Origin of the sequence: uncultured Caulobacter sp., from assembly GCF_937900395.1 — a bacterium.
Lineage (GTDB): Bacteria > Pseudomonadota > Alphaproteobacteria > Caulobacterales > Caulobacteraceae > Caulobacter.
Map to the genome: position 1 here is coordinate 12,171 of NZ_CALCDX010000015.1, position 17,350 is coordinate 29,520.

The following is a 17,350-nucleotide window of genomic DNA, read 5'->3' on the forward strand; positions in this document are numbered from 1 at the left end:
TTCAAGTTTTCAGTTCGAGGGGAAATCCATGTCCAGGTCTTCACGGCGCCGCCTGGGCGCGAGCACGGCGCTTTGCCTTAGCCTGGTGCTGGGGCTGCCCCCGTTGGCCGAGGCCCAGACCGCCTCCCCGACCCGTCAGAAGGCCGATCAGATGGCCGCTGACCTCGTGGCCAAGATGACCACCGAGGAGAAGCTGGATCAGTTGCTCAACACCGCGCCGGCGATCCCGCGCCTGGGCGTGCCCGCCTACAACTGGTGGACGGAGTCGCTGCACGGCGCGCTGGGCTCGCTGCCGACCACCAACTTTCCCGAGCCGATCGGCTTGGCCGCGACCTTCGACACCGCCCTGGTGAAAGATGTCGCTGGCGCGATCGGAACCGAGGTGCGCGGACTGCACACCCTGGCGCGGGCCACGGGTCGGATGGGCCGCATCGGAACGGCGCTCAACACCTGGTCCCCGAACATCAACATCTTCCGCGATCCGCGCTGGGGCCGAGGCCAGGAGACCTACGGCGAGGACCCGCATCTGGCCGCTCGCATGGGCGTGGCCTTCGTCGAGGGCGTGCAAGGCCCCAATCCCGACCTGCCCCAGGTGATCGCCACGCCCAAGCACTACGCGGTCCATAGCGGGCCGGAGTCGACGCGGCACCACGCCAATGTCTACGTCTCGCGCCGCGACCTCGAGGACACCTACCTGCCGGCCTTCCGCGCCGCGATCGTCGAGGCCAAGGCCGGCTCGATCATGTGCGCCTACAATCGCATCGACGGCCAGCCCGCCTGCGCCAGCGACATGCTGCTGAAGGACTACTTGCGAACGGCATGGAAGTTCGACGGCTACGTCGTCTCCGACTGTGACGCGGTCAAGGACATCAACGACCACCACAAGTACGCTCCCGACGCCGCGACCGCGGTCGCCGCCGCCGTCCGCGCCGGCGTCGACAACGAGTGCAACGGCTCGACCCTGACCGACACGGCGGGACTTTCGAACCGCTATCGCGACGCGCTGCAGCAGGGGCTGATCTCGATCGGAGACGTCGACCAGGCGCTGGTGCGGCTCTACTCGGCGCGCCTGCGCGTCGGCGATCTGCCGGGCGTGCGCCCCGTCGAAGCCGCGCCCAAGGCGCCAACGGCGGTGATGACGCCGGAGCACGAAGCCCTGGCCTTGGCCGCCAGCGAGAAGAGCCTGGTGCTGCTCAAGAACGACGGCCTGCTGCCGCTGAAACCCGGCCTGCGCGTCGCGGTGATCGGTCCGCTGGGCGACGCCACCCGCGTGCTGCGCGGCAACTACTCCTCGGCCCTCTCGGCGCCGCCGATCTCGGTGGTCGAGGGCCTGCGTCGCGCCCTGCCGGGCGCCAAGGTCGCCTACGCCCCGTTCGGCCCCTCCTACACCGACGGCGACAAGGTACCGACCGCGGCCCTGCGGACGCCCGACGGCAAGCCGGGCCTGCTGGCGCGCTACTTCAACCCGACCGAGCCGCCGCCCAAGCGCTTCGAGCCCGGGACCTTCGGCGATATCGTCGCCAAGATGCGCTACGCCGACCAGCCGGTTGTCAGCCGGATCGAGGCCAATGTCGCCGCCCGCAGCCTCGATTTGCCCGGGGTGCTCGACCACCATCGCGTGATCTGGACTGGCTTCCTGGTCCCGCCCGAGACCGGGACCTATCGCCTGGGCCTGACCGGCTTCAACGGCGAGATGAAACTAGACGGAAAGCCTTTCGCCGACCTCAAGAAGTCCGGCTGGGGCAGCCTACCGACGATGAAGACCATCAAGCTGGAGAAGGGCCGCCGCTACGCGATCGAAGTCATGTCCGAGGCCCACGCCCTGTCCGGCGTCGATCTCGTCTGGAAGCGCGTGGCCGACGATCCGAAGACCGAGTTGAAGGCCGCGGCGGCCCAAGCCGACGTGCTGGTCGCGGTGGTCGGCTTGACCTCCGACCTCGAGGCCGAGGAGTCGCCGGTCGAGATCCCGGGCTTCAAGGGCGGCGACAAGACCACGCTCGACATCCCCGCCGACCAACAAGCCCTGCTGGAGCAGGCCAAGGCGCTGGGCAAGCCGCTGGTCGTGGTGGCGATGAACGGCAGCCCGCTGAATCTCTCGTGGGCCAAGGACAACGCCTCGGCGATCCTGGAGGCCTGGTATCCGGGCCAGTCCGGCGGCCTGGCCATCGCCAACGTCCTGACCGGCAAGACCAACCCGTCGGGCCGCCTGCCGCTGACCTTCTACAAGTCGGTCGACGACCTGCCGCCGTTCGGCGACTACCGGATGGAGGGCCGCACCTATCGCTATTTCACGGGCCAGCCAGTCTATCCGTTTGGCTACGGCCTCAGCTACACGACGTTCGACTACGCGCCGCTGAAGGTCGAGCCGGTCAAGGGCGACGCCGGCCAGGGCGTCCAAGTCACCACGACCGTGCGCAACGTCGGCGCCCGCGCCGGCGACGAGGTGGCCCAGCTCTATCTGAACTTCCCCGACACACCGGGGGCGCCGCGCGTCGCCTTGCGAGGGTTCCAGCGCGTCAGCCTGAAGCCTGGCGAGGCCAAGTCCGTGACCTTTTCGCTGTCGCCTCGCGACCTGAGCTCGGTCGATGCGGACGGGGTGCGCCAGGTCGTGACGGGCGCCTATAAGGTCAGCGTCGGTGCGGGGCAGCCCGGGACCGGCGTCGCCAGCCGCTCGGCCGACTTCGCGGTCGCCAAGGCCGTGGCCCTGCCGAAGTAGGAGGACAATTTGAGAATCCAGGCTCTTTTGGCGAGCGCCGCCGTGCTGGCGCTCGCGACCTCCGCCTTGGCCGGGCCCATCATTGACGGCGCGCTGGGCGACCACGCCGTCCTCCAGCGCGGCCGGCCGATCATCCTGACCGGCAAGGCGCTCCCGGGCGAGACCGTCTCCGCCAACCTCGCCGGCAAGACCGTGAGCGCCACGGCCGACAAGGCCGGACGCTTCCGCCTCGTCCTGCCCGCCCTCGACGCCGGCGGCCCCTACCGGCTGCTGGTCGAGGCGCCGAGCGGCCAGCAGGTCATCGACGACCTGCTGGTCGGCGACGTCTTCCTGTGCTCGGGCCAGAGCAACATGGAGATGACGACGGAGCAGTCGCAGAACAGCTTCCAGATCTACGGGGCCAGCGATCCGCAGATCCGCCTGATGACCGTTCCCAAGCGCCTGGCCTTCGCCCCGCAGGGCGAGCTCGAGGCGCCGCCGGCCTGGGCGGCGGCGACGCCCGCGACGATCGGCAAGTTCTCGGCCGTCTGCTTCTACATGGGCCAGTCCCTGCGCGAGACGACCAAGGCCCCGATCGGCCTGATCCACGCCAGCTGGGGCGGCTCGCGCCAGTCAGCGTGGCTCTCGCCGGACGGCCTGGAGCAAGCCGGCCTGGGCGCGCCCGCCAAGACCCTGGCCCTCTACACCCGCGACACGGCGGCGGCGGAAAAGGCCGCGGCCAGTCAGTGGGAGACCTGGTGGCGCGACACCTCTGGCCTCGCCCAAGGTCGCGAGCCCTGGCGCGACGACTCCACGCTGGCCTGGAAGCCCGTCCCCGTCGTCGGTTCCTTCAACCGCTGGGGCCTGTCCGAGATGAAGGGCTATCTCGGAATGGTCTGGTTCAAGGCCGAGGCCACCCTGACCGCCGAGCAGGCCCGTCAGGCCTCGGTGCTGGGCCTCGGGTCGATCGACGACGCCGATCGGACCTGGGTCAACGGCCAGCCGGTCGGCGGCACCAGCCTGGGCCGCGCGCGCCAGTATCGCCTGAAGCCCGGCGTGCTGCGGGAAGGCCGCAACGTCATCCTGGTCAACGCCGACAACGTCTATGCGGACGGCGGCATGCTGGGGCCGGCCAGCGCCATGAAGCTACAGTTCGACGACGGGACCAGCCTGCCGCTTGACCAGGGCTGGCGCTACGCTCCGGCGGGGCGCTCGAAGTCGAACGCGCCCCGCTCGCCGTGGGACGACATCAACGGCGCCGGCACGCTCTACAACGGCATGATCGCGCCGCTGGGCCCGGTCAGCCTGACGGGCGTCGCCTGGTATCAGGGCGAGTCCGACACCGGCCTGCCCGGCTACGACCGTCGCCTGTCGGCCATGCTGAAGGACTGGCGCACGCGGTTCGAGACGCCGAACCTGCCCTTCGCGATCGTGCAGCTCTCGGCCTATGGCGCTACCGCCAAGCGGCCCGTGGAGAGCGGCTGGGCGGGAGTCCGCGACGTCCAGCGCCGCGTCGCCGAGGCCGACGGACACGCGGCCGTGGTGGTGACGATCGACCACGGCGATCCGCTGGACATCCATCCCGGCGAGAAGCAGGAGGTCGGCCGTCGCGCCGCCCGGGCCATGCGCGCCGTGGCCTATGGCGAGGCGGTCGCGCCGTCGGGCCCGCGCATCGCCTCGGCGGCTCGCGACGCCGGCGGCGGCGTGACCCTGACTTTCAAGGACGTTACGGGCGCTCTGGCCCCCCGCAGCGGCGCCGTGGCGATCGGGTTCGAACTCTGCGGCGGTGGCGTCTGCCGGTTCGCCAATGCGCACGCCCAGGGCGACAAGGTGATGCTGAGCGGCGACGGCCAGCCAGTGGATCGCGTGCGCTACGCCTGGGCCGACAGCCCGGTGGTCAATCTGTTCGATGACGCGGACCTGCCGGTCGGTCCGTTCGAGGTCCCGGTGCCTTAGGACACTTCTCTTTGTCTAATATCGCGTGTCATCCCGGGCGGCGAAGCCGACCCGGGACCCAGGGGTTAGCGGCAATGCATTTGCCCCTGGGTCCCGGATAGCCTCTTCGAGGCTTCCGGGATGACACGAGATTGGGGTCCTATTTGCGGCTCATATAGCCGTGCATGGCCATCCAGCTTGTATAGGCGTCGAACCAGCCGGTGCTGGTGGTCTTCTTCTTGTACATGCCAAAGCCGTGGCCGCCCTGTTCATAGAGGTGGAACTCCACGGGCCGCTTGGCCGCGCGCCAGCTCTCGATCAGCCCGAAGCCGCTGTTGCCGAACAGCGGGTCGTCCGCCGCCAGGGCGAAGAACATCGGCGGCGCGTCGGCCGGCACGGTCGCCGACGCCAGCGAGCCGTAGATCAGCCCGATGAAGGCCGGCTTGGCGTCCTCGACGGCCAGGGTCGTGGTCAGGGTCAGCATGGCGCCGGCCGAAAAGCCGACCATGCCGATGCGGTCGGGATCCACATGCCATTCGGCCGCCCGTGAGCGGATCAGGGCGAAGGCGGCGCGGGAGTCGGCCAGCTGCGGCTGCAGCGCCGTGACCGCCGACTGCGGATCCATGCGCGGCGCCCGCGCCACGCCCGAGAACATCGCCTTCATCGAAGCCTCGAAGCCGGGCATGTCGGCCGGCGTCTGGTTCAGTCGATACTTCAACACGAAGGCGGCGACGCCCTTGTCGGCCAGGGCCTTGGCGACGTCCCAGCCCTCATTCTCCATCGACAGGGTCCGGAAGCCGCCGCCGGGGGCCACGATCACAGCGACGCCGGTGGCCTTGGCGGGATCCGGCAGGAACGGCGTCAGGGTGGCGACCGTCACGTTGCGGGCGAAGACGCTGCCGTACTGGCTGTGCCAGCTCTCGGCGTTCGTGGCGCCCGGCAGTGGTCCGGTGTTCAGGGTGATCGCGTTCGGCTGGGCCGGGATCGCGATCGGCGTCATCTTGTCGTTCTGCGCCGAGGCGGACGAAGCCAGCAGCCAGGCCATCGCCAAGCCTGTCGCCAGGACTCCCGCGCGGCCGCCTCTCTTACCGAAGAACCCCATATCGTTCTCGCTCCCAATTGTTTGTTGCTCGACCGCTTGTGGCGCGGCTCGGCTTTACTCCTACAAATTCTGGAGCGCCTGTCACGGCGATTGTTAGCGGTCCCATCAATTTCTGGGTCGGGCGATCTCGCCGCCGAACCTAGGGCCGAGCGGAGCCGCTCAGCATCCAGTCGATCACGTCGCCTTCATAGGCGTCCGCCCCCCGCCCGATCGCCGCGATCGCCGCGCGCATGGCGCCGCCGCGCTGGAGGATCTCGTCGGCGAGCGAGACCATCAGGGCGTTGGGGGTCGCCTTCGGCGAGGCCTCGCGCAGCCGCTGGGCGATAGCCAGCTCATCGCCCCGAACGCTCGCCGCGCAAGCCAGGACATAGGCGGCGGCGGGTGAGCGGCTGACGCCGGCGAAGCAGTGGACCAGCAGGGTTGCGTCCACCGGAAGTTCTCGCCCCAAGGCGATGATCGCGTGGACCATTTCGGCGTCTGGCGCGACCAGGCCGGGGCGCGGTTCGATGATGTCGTTGAAACGTAGCACGGTCGCCGGGACCGCGCGCGCGCTGACCTCGGCGTCCGGCGAAACCAGCGCTAGCACGTGATCGACCGGTTCGCGCGCCAGTAGCGTCTCGACGGCCGAGCCTGGGCAGACGATCAGCCTCACGCCAGCGCCGCCACGCCCAGCAGAAAGCCGACCTCGAACACCTGCTCGACGCCGCCCAACACATCGCCGGTATGGCCACCGATCAGACGGATGGACGTCCGCGCCAGAGCCAGCGCCGCGACGCTCCCCAGCGCCAGGCCCAAGCCGACGGCGGGCATGGGCAGAAGCAGCAGCGGCCAGAGGGCGATGACCAGAGCGGCGACCGCCTCGCTGGTCCGCACGCCCATCGGCGTCGGCTTCCACTTCCCGGGTTCGCCGGAGGGCGCGTAGGGCGTCACCCGCATCACAATGACGGCCGCCGCACGACCCGCGCCGTGCGCGGCCAGCAGGGCCAAGGCGCCGACCTGCGCCGAGACGCTCGCCAGCATGGTCGCCTTCAGCCCCAGGGCGACGACTAGGGCGCAGACGCCGTAGGTCCCGATGCGGCTGTCCTTCATGATCTCCAGGCGACGCTGGGCCGTCTGGCCGCCGCCCAGGCCGTCGGCCGTGTCGGCCAGGCCGTCCTCATGGAAGGCGCCCGTGACCAGCAGGCCGGCCGCTAGCGCCAGCACCGCCGCAACGCCCGAGCCCCAGACGTGGAAGCCGAGGATGAAGACGCCTGCGGAGATCGCGCCAACACCCTGTCCTACCAGAGGAAAATATCGCGCGGCTCGCGTGATCCAATCCGTCTCGAACCCCTTCAACGCGGGCGTCGGAACCCGGGTCAGGAACTGGACGGCGCAAAGCAGCAGTTGCGCCTGGCGAGCCGGCCAACGCATCTCAGAGCCGCCCGTTCAAGACGTCGTCCAGACTGGCGACATCGCTCAGCAGGCGCGAGGCGGCCCTGACCAGTGGCAGCGCGAGCAAGGCTCCAGTCCCTTCGCCCAGACGCAGGTCCAGCGCCAGAAGCGGATCGAGCTCCAAGGCGGCCAGCAACCGGCTATGCCCCTGCTCCACCGAGCGGTGGCAAAAGACGCAGTAGTCCTTCACCTCGGGGACCAGGCGGATCGCGACTAGGGCGGCGGCGGAGACGATGAATCCGTCGACCAAAACGGGAACCTTTGCCGAGGCCGCGCCGATCATCGCGCCGGCCATCATGGCGATCTCCAGCCCGCCGAATTCCGCTAGAACCTCCAAAGGCTCGGTCGCGCCGCTGCGCGCGGCGGCCCGCTCGAGGATCGCTGTCTTGCGCGCCAGGCCGGCGTCGTCGTGACCCGCCCCTCGTCCGACGCAGTCAGCCAACGGCGCGGGCGCCAGGCGGTGCGTCAGCAGCGCCGCCGAAGCGGTGTTGCCGATGCCCATCTCGCCCAGGGCGAGGATCTCAAACCCCTCCTCGATCGCCTGACGGGCGATGGCGGCGCCGCGCGCCAGGGCTTGCTCGGCCTCGGCCAGGGTCAGGGCGGGCTCGACCGCCGCATTGCGGCTTCCGCGCCGAACCTTGGCGTCGATGAGAACCGCATGCGGCGCCAGTTCGGCGTCGACGCCGGCGTCGACCACCCGCAACTCCGCCCCGACGGCGCGGGCGAAGGCGTTGGCGCTGGCCTTGCCGGCCAGGAAGGTCGCCACCATCGCCTGGGTGACGGCCGAGGGATAGGCCGAGACCCCCTCGGCGTTCATGCCGTGGTCGCCGGCGAAAACCAACAGCAGCGCGCGATCGAACGACGGCGGCGGACCGCCTGCGATCAGGCCCAGCCGCGTGGCCAGCTCTTCGACCCGTCCCAGGGCGCCCAGCGGCTTGGCCTTGGCGTCGAGCTTGGCGCGAAGGGCTTCTGCGCCGGCATGATCGATCGGGGAAACAGCGGGCAGGTTCATCGGGAGGTCTCCAGGCCGGCGATGGTCGCCAGGGCGGGGATGTCGAACGCCGCTTCCAGGGCGGCCGCGATGTCGTCGAGCGCCTGATCGACGCGCGTGGACTGGTTCAGGCGATCGGAGACCGCGCCCAGTTCGGCCAGCAGTTCGGCGCGCGCCTCGCCAGTGTCGAACAGGCCGTGCACGTAGCAGCCGCGCACCTTGCCATCGGGCGACACGGCGCCGTCGTCGCCGCCGCCGTCGAACCGCAGCATTGGCCGCGCGCCGCCCGTCGTGCGGCCGACATGCATCTCGTAGCCCTCGAAGCGCGCCCCGCCGGGCAGCCGGCCGGTGACCTGGCGCAGGGTCTTCTGGCTGGTCATCACGGTCTCGACGTCGAGCAGGCCAAGCCCCTCGATCGAGGCCGGCGCGCCTTCGACGCCCTCGGGATCGGACAGGCGCCGTCCCAGCATCTGGAAGCCGCCGCAGACGCCCAGCACGCGCCCGCCGCGACGAACGTGCGCCAAGAGGTCGATGTCCCAGCCCTGCGCCCGGAAGAAGGCCAGGTCCGCCAGCGTCGCCTTGGCGCCTGGCAGAATGACGAGATCGGCGTCGCCCGGCAGCGGCTGGCCGGGTGGGACATAGGCGAAATCCACGTCGGGCTCGGCGCGCAGGGCGTCGAACTCGTCGAAATTGGCGATGCGCGACAGCATCGGGACGACGATACGGATCTTGCGTCCCTCCAGGCGAGACGCGCCGTCCAGCACGACCGCATCCTCGGCCGGCAGGCGTCGCGCCGCCGTCAGCCAGGGCGCCATGCCCAGGTCCGGCCAACCCGTCGCCTCGACGATCATCCGCCGGCCGGCCTCGAACAGCGCCGGATCGCCTCGGAACTTGTTGATCAGGAACCCGCGCACCATGGCGCGGTCGGCCTCGTCCAGCACCGCGTGGGCGCCGACCAGGGCGGCGATGACATGGCCGCGATCGATGTCGCCGACCAGCACGACGGGTACGTTCGCCGCACGCGCGAAGCCCATATTGGCGATGTCGCCGGCGCGCAGGTTGATCTCGGCCGGACTCCCCGCCCCTTCGACAATGACCAGATCGCTCTCGGCCTCCAGTCGCCGGAAGCTCTCGACGACGACATCCAGCAGCTCGCCCTTGCGCGCCTGGTAGCCACTGGCCTTCCAGGTTCCGGCCATCTGGCCGCGCACGACCAGCTGGGCGCCGACATCGCTTTGCGGCTTCAGCAGCACCGGGTTCATGTCGACGATCGGCGGGGTCCGGCAGGCGATGGCCTGCAGCGCCTGGGCGCGGCCGATCTCGCCACCTTCCGAGGTGACGGCGGCGTTGTTTGACATGTTCTGCGGCTTGAATGGCCTGACGGTCAGGCCGCGATTGGCGAACAGCCGGCAGAGACCCGCGACCAGAACCGACTTGCCGACGTCGGAGCCGCAGCCCTGGATCATCAACGCGGCCATGCCAGCCCTCCGCACGCCAGAAGCAGCCACAGGATCGCGCAGGCCAGCAGGTAGATGCGCAGCGCGCGCGACAGGTCCGCGACCTGGACCTCCCGGCCATCCCCGAACACGGGGCGGTCGGACCGTTCGCCGTCATACCAGGCCGTCCCGCCCAGTCGAACGCCCAGCGCGCCGGCCATCGCCGCCTCGGGCCAGCCGGCGTTGGGCGAGGCGTGCTTGGAGGCATCGCGGAGCATGATCGACCAGCCGCCGCGGCCAGCCAGGGCGATCAGGACGCCCGCCAGCCGCGCGGGCGCCAGGTTCAGCAGGTCATCCAAGCGCGCCGAGGCCCAGCCAAACGCCCGCCAGCGCGGCTCGCGGTGGCCGATCAGGCTGTCGGCCGTGTTGACCGCCTTGTAAACGAACAGGCCCGGCAGGCCGGCGACGACGAACCAGAAGATCGGCGCGACCACGCCGTCGTTGAAGCTTTCGGCCAGGCTCTCGATCGCCGCCGCCGCGACCTCGCCGGCGTCCAGGCGCTGGACGTCGCGACCGACGATCATGCCGACCGCCTCGCGGGCCGCGATCAGGTCGCCGGCTTGCAGCGGCCTCAGGACGCCGGAGACGTGTTGGTGGAGGCTGCGTTGCGCCAGGCCCAGGGTCCCGATGATCACCACGACATAAGGACCGCCGAAGCGCGCGATCAGCCAGCCGGCAAAGCCGCTGACGAGGATGATCGTCAGCAGCGTCGCGACGCCGGCCAGGCGCCGGGCGACCTCGCTCCAGTCCGGCCGGTTTAGGGTCGCCTCCAACCTTGAGATCAGGGCGCCGATCCAGGCGACCGGGTGCGGGACGCGCCGATGCAGCGCCTCGGGATAGCCGACCAAGGCTTCTAGAGCGGCCGCGGCCAGCACGATCCACGGGCTAGTCCACACGGCGCAGGATCTCGATCAGCGGTCCCGCCTCGCCGGCGTGGGTGCGCGTTCGGACGCCATAGGCCATGGCCAGCGCCTGGGGCGTCAGGGCCTGGCCGGGCGGGCCGTCTGCGACCAGGCAGCCCCTATCGAGCAGCAGCACCCGATCGGCGAAGCGCGCCGCCAGGGTCAGGTCGTGCAGGGTGACGACGACGCCCTTGCCCTCGTCATGCGCCAGCCGGCGGAACAGGCCCACGGTGTCCAGGGCGTGCCCGGGATCGAGCCCCGTCAGCGGTTCGTCGGCCAGCAGCCAGTCGGTCTGGCCCGCCAGCGCCCGCGCGATCAACGCCCTCGCCCGCTCGCCGCCCGACAGTCGGGTGATGGCCCGCGACGCGAAGTCGCCGAGCCCGGTCATCGCGATCGCCTGATCGACAGCCCGGACATCCTCCGCGCTAGGCCCGAACGCGCCCAGATGCGGCGTGCGCCCCAGGCCGACGAAGGTCCGGACATCGACGTCCCAGGCGATCTCCGGGGTCTGCGCCAGGAAGGCCATCGCCCGGGCCCGGCCGCGCGGCGGGATGTCCGCGACCACGGCGCCGTCCAGGCTGACGCGGCCCTTGTCCGGCCGCCGCAGGCCGGCCAGGCAGCTCAACAGGCTGGACTTGCCCGCGCCGTTCGGCCCGACGATCGCCACCACCTCGCCCTTGCGGAAGCGGGCGGTGACCTGGTTGAGAACCGCGCGTCCGCCCAGGCTAAGGCTGACGGTCTCGGCGATCAGGTCATTGCTCACGCCAGCCTCCTGCGCATCGCCATCAGCATCCAGAGGAAGAAGGGTCCGCCCAGGACGGCCGTGGCGACGCCCAGCTTGACCTCCTCGGCGGCGGGGGTCAGGCGGACCAGGATATCGGCGCCCAGCGTCAAGGCCGCGCCGCCCAACAATGAAGGCAATAGAACCGCGCCAGGCCTCGACCCGACCCAGGGCCGCAGCAGGTGCGGCACGATCAGGCCGACGAAGCCGATGACCCCGGTCACGGCCACGCTCGAACCGACGGCCAGGGCGACACCGACGGCAAGCAGCAGACGGGTTCGCGTCAGGCTGACGCCCAGCGATCGCGCGCCCTGCTCGCCCAGGGTCAAGGCGTCCAGCGCGCGGCCTTGGGTCAGCAGGACAAGGCATCCGGCGACGACGCCCGGCGCGGCGATTCTGACCTCCTCGACGCTGCGGTCGGCCAACGAGCCCATGACCCAGCTGATGATCTCGTCGACCGCCCAGGGGTTTGGCGCCAGGTTCAGCGCCAGCGAGATGCCCGCCGTGCAGACCGTCTGGACGACGAAGCCGGCCAGGATGAAGGTGACGATGCTGGAGGTGACGCCCGCCAGCGCCAGCAGCGCCGCCACGCCCAGGCCCGCCCCGATCATCGCCGCGGCCGGCAGGGTCCAGCTGGCCTGGGCCGCCGTTCCTAGATAGAGCGTCAGCACCGCGCCCATGGCGGCCGCCGAAGACACGCCCATCGCGCCGGGATCGGCCAAGGGGTTGCGGGTATAGCCCTGCAGCGCCGCGCCGCTCAGGCCAAGGGCTCCGCCGACCAGCAGCGCCAGGATGGTGCGCGGCAGCCGCAGGCCGAAGACGATCGCCCAGCGAGGATCGGCGCCGTTCGAGACCCAGGCGCTCCAGGGCGTCCAGACCCGTCCCGCGCAGAGGCTGACGACAAACAGCAAGGCCAGCGTCGCCGCCAGCACGCCACAGACGAGCCATGTCGATCGCGTCTTCATGCCGTCTCTCCCAGGACTTCGGCGCGGGCGCGAGCCATGGCCTGGGCGGACTGGATCAGCACCGGTCCGCCGCAATACAGCAGCCGCTCGGGAAAGCGGGCCTGCTGCATGCGGCCCTTCAGAGCGCCGAGAGCCGGATGGGTCATGACCCGGTCGGCCCAGCTGCGCGCGCCGGGCGCGGGAACCCCGACCAGCAGCACCTCCGGCGGATCGGCCAGCAGCAGCTCGAGCGGAACGTTGCCCCAGGACTTCAAGCCATACCGCCGCGCGACATTGTCGAAGCCGGCCAAGGTCATCATCTCGTCCGCCAGCGTGTGAGGTCCCGCCGCGAAGCCATTGGGTTGATAGATCAAAGCGCTCAGCCGTCGCGTTTCGCGACGCGGCCTCGCCGCGGCGATGGCGGCCTGGATCCGTGCGACCAGCTGCTCGCCGCGCTCGGGTCGGCCGATCAGGCGGGCCACGCGCCGGACCTGGTCGAGGCTCTCGGCGATCGTCTTGGGAACGGCGAAGCGCTCGACGGGGACATTCAGGCGCTTCAGCGCGTTGCGGGTCGCCAGGGCCGAGTGCTGGCTGGCCAGGACGAGATCCGGCTGCAGCGCGATGATCTCCTCGGCGGTCTCCCAGGTGAACGGCAGGGTCCGGGCCTCGGCCGCCACGGTGGAGCCCTGCGGCTCGCGGGCGTAGTGGCTGAGGGCGGCGATCTGCGACCGGTCGGCCAGATGCACCAGCATGGCGTCGAGACACGCGTTCAGCGAGGCGACGCGCCGAGGGGCGGCGATGGCCGGCGCCCCTGCGGCGAGGGCGATGGCGCCGCCCATGACTATCCGACGACTAGGCGGCATGGCGCACCGCCTGCAGCGCCCGGCGCAGCCGTTCGAGGTTGTCGCGGGCCGGAATGCCGAAACGCAGCCTTGTCGGATGTTCCACGAACGGTCGCGTCAGGACGCCCTGAGCGCAGAGACAGGCGAACAGCCGATGCGCGTCCGGCGTTTCGACCCAGCGGAAAAGATCGCAGCCGCCGACGACAGCGAGCCCGGCCGCGCTGAGGACCGCGTCGACATTGCGAGCCTGGGTCGCCAAGCAGGCCGCGGTGGTCGCGCGCCAGGCCTCATCCGCATAGGCGCCGAGGCCCAAGGCCAGCGCGTCGGCGCAGACGGGCCAATCGCCTAGAACGACGCGAAATTGTTGCGATAAGAGATTGCCGCAAATGACAAATCCCAGCCTCGCTCCAGGCAGGCCGTAGAATTTGCCGAACGAGCGCAACACCACCAGACGCTCGATTTCGAGATCCGCCACGCTGAGCTGCGGCGCCGTCTCGACGAAGGCCTCATCGACAATCGTCCACTGCCCCTGAGCGGATCGCGCCGCGGCGAGAGTCGCCAACGCTTCACGCCCTACTCGCCGGCCGTCCGGGTTGTTCGGATTGACCAGGACGAGGATGTCCGCTTCCGCCGCGCGGCGATCATCGATCGTCGCGACCATTTGCGGCTTGCGGCTGGCCCACGCCTCGACATGACCGCCATAGATCGGCGCGACCAGGGCGGCGCCGCCCTCATTCAGCAAAAGCGGCAGCAGGCGCAGCGCGATGTCCGCGCCGCCGACCGCCACGACTCGCCGAGGATCGGCGACGCCAAACGCGCGACCGGCGACTGTCTCCAGCTCGGCCAGGGCGGAAGGATCGGGCAGAGACCGGAGGGCGCGGTCAGGCGCGCGCGCGCCCGGCCAGGGCTCGGGATTGATCCCGGTCGAAAGATCGAGCCAGGGCTCGCGCACGTCCGGATGGGCGGCCATCGCCTCGCGGAGACGGCCGCCATGTCGGAAGGCGCCGAGGTGGGGGATCGACGCCATCACCACGCTCTAGAAGCGGGCCCGCAGGCCCACAAAGGCGCCGCGCCCCGGCGTCCCGTAGTTCAGGATCGTCTGGTAGTCCTTGTCGAACGCGTTCTCTACGCGGCCGAAGACCTCCAGGCCGTCCTTGAGCGGATAGGACGCGCGCAGGTCGACCAGGGTGTAGTCTTTCACCACCTGGGTGTTGGCGTCGTTGTTGTAGGTCTTGCCCACGTAGCGGACCGCCACCGTGGTCGAGAGCTTCACCGGCCAGACATAGGTCGCCGACAGGTTGCCCATGGTCTTGGGACGGCGCGTCAGCTGCTTGCCCTTGTTGGCGCCGGAGTCGGTCTCGGCGTCGGTATAGGTGTAGCTGGCGGTCAGGACGAGGCTATCGATCGGCTTGAGTTCGCCAATCAGCTCAACGCCTTGCGCCTTGGTCTTGAGAACGTTGTTGTAGTAGCCCCAACGCGAGACGCCGCCCGGCGCGCACAGCGGATCGGCGCCGCCGGTGCACGAGAAGTAGCGGATTTCGTTGTCGGCCTCGCGGTGGAACCAGGTGGCGATGGCGCGCGCCTTGCCGCCCAGGAAGCGCTGCTCGACGCCGGCGTCCCAGCTATCGAACTTCTCGGGCGAGAGGTTCAGGTTGCCGTACTCGCTGAACAGCTCGTAGAGGCCCGGGGCGCGGAAGCCCTGGCCGAAGCTGGCGCGCAGCACGGTGTTCCCCTCGTTCACGACCCAGGCGGCGGAAGCCTGGCCCAGGGTGTGGCTGCCATAGGTGTCGTGGTCCTCGTAACGGACGCCGGCGGTCAGGGTCAGGCCCGGAACCACCTCGGCCTGCAGCTGGCCATACAGACTGTCGACACCCACCTTGCCCCTGGCGAAGGCCGGGTTCGGATTGCTGGTCGAGGGCGAGCGCGTGCGCATGCGCGCATTCTCGGTCTCGGCGCCGAAGGTGGCGGTCACGAGGTCGGTCACCGCGAACACGCCCTGGTACTCCCAGCGCTTGTTCTTGCCGGCGGCGTCGAAGGTCAGCGGCACAGCGGGACGGGCCGGATTGATGTTCTCGCGGTCGGTGTCGGTGTAGGCGTAGCCGATCCGGTTGTTCCACCGACCGTCCAGCAGGCCGAAGTTCAGGCCGGTATAGATCACCAACTCCTTGGTGCGGCCGAACTCGGGGCTGTCGACGTTGAAGCCGTCGAAGTCGTTCTTGCCCTTGGAATAGACCGAGCGAACCTCGGCCGAGACATTCTCGGCCAGCGCCACGCGCAGGCGGCCAGACAGGCCGGCGTTCTGGTAGCCGTCCTTCTCCTTGCCCGGCTTGTAGGCCGAGAAGCCGTCGGTGGTGTAGTAGCCGCCCGCCACGCGCCAGGTGATCTTGTCGCCGGCGCCGCCGACGCCGGCCCGCAGGTAGCCGGTCTTGCGCGCGCCCGCCTCGGCGTCGATCGAGCTGGAGAACGGCGTGGTGGGTTCGGCGGTCACGATGTTGACCACGCCGCCGATGGCCTGGCTGCCCCACAGGGTCGACTGGGCGCCGCGCAGGATTTCGATGCGCGAGATGTCGCCGACCAGCAGGTTGCCGCTGTTGAAGCCGCCTTGCGTCGAGGAGGGGTCGTTCAGCTTGACGCCGTCGATCAGGACGACGGTGTGCTGGGTCTCGGCGCCGCGAATGTTCAGGCCGGTGGTCGTGCCCGGCCCGCCGTTGCGCGTGAAGCTGACGCCCGGCGTCTGGGCCAGCAGCTCGACGACCGAGATGGCCTGGCTAGCCTCGATGGCCGGTTGGGTCAGGACGGTGACCGACGCGCCGACCTTCTCGATCGGCTGGGCGGTGCGCGTGGCGGTCACGACGACTTGGGCGACGCCGTTGGCGCCGGTGGCGCCGGCGACGTCGGCCTCGGGGGCCTTCTGGTCGTCGGCCATGGCGACGCCAGCGATCAGGGTGGTGGCGAGCGCGGTGGAGCTTAGAAAAGCTCGGATCATGGTTCTACTTCCCCTACTGAACGACCCACGCGCCAACCCGGCCCGCGCGGAGCGGACCACGCGCAAGCTCGGACCGTCGCGCGGTCCTTTGACTGTCGTTTCTCGGGAGATCCCGTTCGTTCGGCGCACCCCGGCCGAGCGATGAACGACCGCGCCGGGCAGGTCTCCTGGCTCGCGGGTCAATGCTCTTGGCGCCGCCTTCCCAGGTCCCGAGGGACCCAGTGGCCTATGGCGCTAGAACTCGCCGCTTACAGTTGCGGGGGCAGCCGAGGTCTTGAACCTCGTTCCCTTTTAATCCTCTTTCGAGGAGCCTGACGCGACGCATGGCCTATATGCTGCGGCGCACACCGTCAATGTGGAGCTTTCATGACCGCGACCTTGGTGCTGGGCGGCGCGCGCTCGGGAAAGAGCGGCTTCGCCCAGAAGGCGGCTGAAACCGAGGCCGGCGGAGGTCGAACGGTGATGATCGCGACGGGGCAGGCCTTCGACGACGAGATGGCCGCGCGGATCGCGCGCCATCAGGCCGATCGCGGCGAATCATGGGTCACGGTCGAGGCGCCGCTGGAGCTCGCCGCCGCGATCAGCGGCCTCCCCGCCGAGGCGATCGCCGTCGTCGATTGCCTGACCCTGTGGCTATCGAACCAGATGCTGGCAGAGCGGGACGTCGAGGCGGCATGCGCGGAACTCGTCGCGGCCGTCGCGGCCTGCCCCGCCCGGCTCTGGCTGGTCAGCAACGAGGTGGGTCTCGGCATCGTGCCCGAGACGCCGCTGGGCCGTCGGTTCCGCGACGAGGCCGGACGTCTGAACCAACGGCTCGCGGCGACCGTGGACGAGGTCTATTTCGTGGCCGCGGGCCTGCCGCTGAAGATGAAGCCTCAGGGGTGAACGCTCGTCGGGAGACGGGAACGAAAAACCCTCTCTCTTAGAGAGAGGGAGGGGCCCGCGCCGCCAGACGTGGGAGGGTGAGCGGGTACGCGGTCCGCCGCAATTCTCAACCGTTTCAGCTGCTTGTCCATCACCGCCCTGTCCGGAAAGGGTGAAACCTCTCACCCTCCGATGCTTCGCATGGGCCCCTCCCTCTCTCTAAGAGAGAGGGATTCATGAGCGCTCGACGAGCGTTCGCGCCGACTTATCCACCCCTCCAAAACCTGCCGTATTCTCTAACCACCTCGTCGCGAGGAAAGGGCGCGTGGCCAGCGACCATCGTGGCGGCGGGGGGCGATCGAGCGGGGACAGGTTCGAGGG

14 protein-coding genes, 1 pseudogene and 1 riboswitch are annotated in these 17,350 nt (G+C 69.9%); of the genes and pseudogenes, 3 read left to right on the forward strand and 12 right to left on the reverse strand.

What is annotated here, in order from left to right; all coding sequences use genetic code 11:
* The first annotated feature begins 28 nt into the window (after positions 1-28).
* On the forward strand, positions 29-2,716 hold the full coding sequence (locus Q0379_RS01225; RefSeq protein ID WP_299003370.1) for a glycoside hydrolase family 3 C-terminal domain-containing protein: 2,688 nt from the start codon (positions 29-31) through the stop codon (positions 2,714-2,716).
* Positions 2,717-2,725: 9 nt separating this feature from the next.
* On the forward strand, positions 2,726-4,651 hold the full coding sequence (locus tag Q0379_RS01230; protein ID WP_299003373.1) for a sialate O-acetylesterase: 1,926 nt from the start codon (positions 2,726-2,728) through the stop codon (positions 4,649-4,651).
* Between the two features lie 139 nt (positions 4,652-4,790).
* Here the strand turns inward: Q0379_RS01230 and Q0379_RS01235 are convergent, their stop codons facing one another.
* The 11 genes from Q0379_RS01235 to Q0379_RS01285 all read right to left on the reverse strand — a co-directional run bounded on the left by Q0379_RS01235 (position 4,791) and on the right by Q0379_RS01285 (position 16,105).
* Positions 4,791-5,675, reverse strand: coding sequence for an alpha/beta hydrolase (locus Q0379_RS01235; RefSeq protein ID WP_299003376.1), 885 nt, complete (start codon positions 5,673-5,675; stop codon positions 4,791-4,793).
* A gap of 196 nt (positions 5,676-5,871) precedes the next feature.
* The gene (locus Q0379_RS01240; protein WP_299003378.1) at positions 5,872-6,384 is read right to left on the reverse strand and encodes a protein tyrosine phosphatase; all 513 of its coding nucleotides are present in this window, start codon (positions 6,382-6,384) and stop codon (positions 5,872-5,874) included.
* Complete coding sequence (gene cobS, locus Q0379_RS01245) at positions 6,381-7,142, reverse strand: adenosylcobinamide-GDP ribazoletransferase (protein WP_299003381.1); 762 nt, start codon at positions 7,140-7,142, stop codon at positions 6,381-6,383. The genes Q0379_RS01240 and cobS overlap by 4 nt, the downstream gene beginning before the upstream one ends.
* A gap of 1 nt (position 7,143) precedes the next feature.
* Positions 7,144-8,175: a nicotinate-nucleotide--dimethylbenzimidazole phosphoribosyltransferase gene (gene cobT, locus Q0379_RS01250; protein WP_299003383.1), complete on the reverse strand. Its 1,032-nt coding sequence runs from the start codon at positions 8,173-8,175 to the stop codon at positions 7,144-7,146.
* Complete coding sequence (locus Q0379_RS01255; RefSeq protein ID WP_299003385.1) at positions 8,172-9,632, reverse strand: cobyric acid synthase; 1,461 nt, start codon at positions 9,630-9,632, stop codon at positions 8,172-8,174. Before Q0379_RS01255 ends, cobT begins: the two co-directional genes overlap by 4 nt.
* Positions 9,620-10,546 (reverse strand): adenosylcobinamide-phosphate synthase CbiB, encoded by a 927-nt coding sequence (gene cbiB / locus Q0379_RS01260; protein ID WP_299003387.1) that lies wholly within the window; start codon positions 10,544-10,546, stop codon positions 9,620-9,622. The genes Q0379_RS01255 and cbiB overlap by 13 nt, the downstream gene beginning before the upstream one ends.
* Positions 10,536-11,315: an ABC transporter ATP-binding protein gene (locus Q0379_RS01265; protein WP_299003390.1), complete on the reverse strand. Its 780-nt coding sequence runs from the start codon at positions 11,313-11,315 to the stop codon at positions 10,536-10,538. The genes cbiB and Q0379_RS01265 overlap by 11 nt, the downstream gene beginning before the upstream one ends.
* A complete protein-coding gene (locus Q0379_RS01270) occupies positions 11,312-12,298 on the reverse strand; it encodes an iron ABC transporter permease (protein ID WP_299003393.1) in 987 nt (328 codons plus the stop codon). Before Q0379_RS01270 ends, Q0379_RS01265 begins: the two co-directional genes overlap by 4 nt.
* Complete coding sequence (locus tag Q0379_RS01275) at positions 12,295-13,140, reverse strand: ABC transporter substrate-binding protein (protein ID WP_299003396.1); 846 nt, start codon at positions 13,138-13,140, stop codon at positions 12,295-12,297. The genes Q0379_RS01270 and Q0379_RS01275 overlap by 4 nt, the downstream gene beginning before the upstream one ends.
* Positions 13,130-14,146, reverse strand: a complete 1,017-nt coding sequence (locus Q0379_RS01280) for an aminotransferase class I/II-fold pyridoxal phosphate-dependent enzyme (protein ID WP_299003399.1) — start codon at positions 14,144-14,146, stop codon at positions 13,130-13,132. The genes Q0379_RS01275 and Q0379_RS01280 overlap by 11 nt, the downstream gene beginning before the upstream one ends.
* A gap of 9 nt (positions 14,147-14,155) precedes the next feature.
* Positions 14,156-16,105, reverse strand: a complete 1,950-nt coding sequence (locus Q0379_RS01285) for a TonB-dependent receptor (RefSeq protein WP_299003402.1) — start codon at positions 16,103-16,105, stop codon at positions 14,156-14,158.
* Between the two features lie 139 nt (positions 16,106-16,244).
* Positions 16,245-16,435, reverse strand: a riboswitch (cobalamin riboswitch).
* Positions 16,436-16,471: 36 nt separating this feature from the next.
* On the opposite strand from Q0379_RS01285, the gene cobU reads away from it, so the two are divergent.
* The gene (gene cobU / locus Q0379_RS01290; protein WP_299003405.1) at positions 16,472-16,990 is read left to right on the forward strand and encodes a bifunctional adenosylcobinamide kinase/adenosylcobinamide-phosphate guanylyltransferase; all 519 of its coding nucleotides are present in this window, start codon (positions 16,472-16,474) and stop codon (positions 16,988-16,990) included.
* 244 nt (positions 16,991-17,234) lie between these two features.
* Here the strand turns inward: cobU and Q0379_RS01295 are convergent.
* Positions 17,235-17,350 (reverse strand): annotated as a pseudogene (locus Q0379_RS01295) (hypothetical protein); the annotation flags it as partial.

Bases quoted from the DNA above. Each gene is read 5' to 3' on its own strand.
- Q0379_RS01225 (WP_299003370.1), top strand. From the start codon at position 29: ATGTCCAGGTCTTCACGGCGCCGCCTGGGCGCGAGCACGGCGCTTTGC.
- Q0379_RS01235 (WP_299003376.1), bottom strand. From the start codon at position 5,675: ATGGCCTGGCTGCTGGCTTCGTCCGCCTCGGCGCAGAACGACAAGATG.
- cobS (WP_299003381.1), bottom strand. From the start codon at position 7,142: ATGCGTTGGCCGGCTCGCCAGGCGCAACTGCTGCTTTGCGCCGTCCAG.
- cobT (WP_299003383.1), bottom strand. From the start codon at position 8,175: ATGAACCTGCCCGCTGTTTCCCCGATCGATCATGCCGGCGCAGAAGCC.
- Q0379_RS01255 (WP_299003385.1), bottom strand. From the start codon at position 9,632: ATGGCCGCGTTGATGATCCAGGGCTGCGGCTCCGACGTCGGCAAGTCG.
- Q0379_RS01270 (WP_299003393.1), bottom strand. From the start codon at position 12,298: ATGAAGACGCGATCGACATGGCTCGTCTGTGGCGTGCTGGCGGCGACG.
- Q0379_RS01275 (WP_299003396.1), bottom strand. From the start codon at position 13,140: ATGCCGCCTAGTCGTCGGATAGTCATGGGCGGCGCCATCGCCCTCGCC.
- Q0379_RS01280 (WP_299003399.1), bottom strand. From the start codon at position 14,146: ATGGCGTCGATCCCCCACCTCGGCGCCTTCCGACATGGCGGCCGTCTC.
- Q0379_RS01285 (WP_299003402.1), bottom strand. From the start codon at position 16,105: ATGATCCGAGCTTTTCTAAGCTCCACCGCGCTCGCCACCACCCTGATC.
- cobU (WP_299003405.1), top strand. From the start codon at position 16,472: ATGACCGCGACCTTGGTGCTGGGCGGCGCGCGCTCGGGAAAGAGCGGC.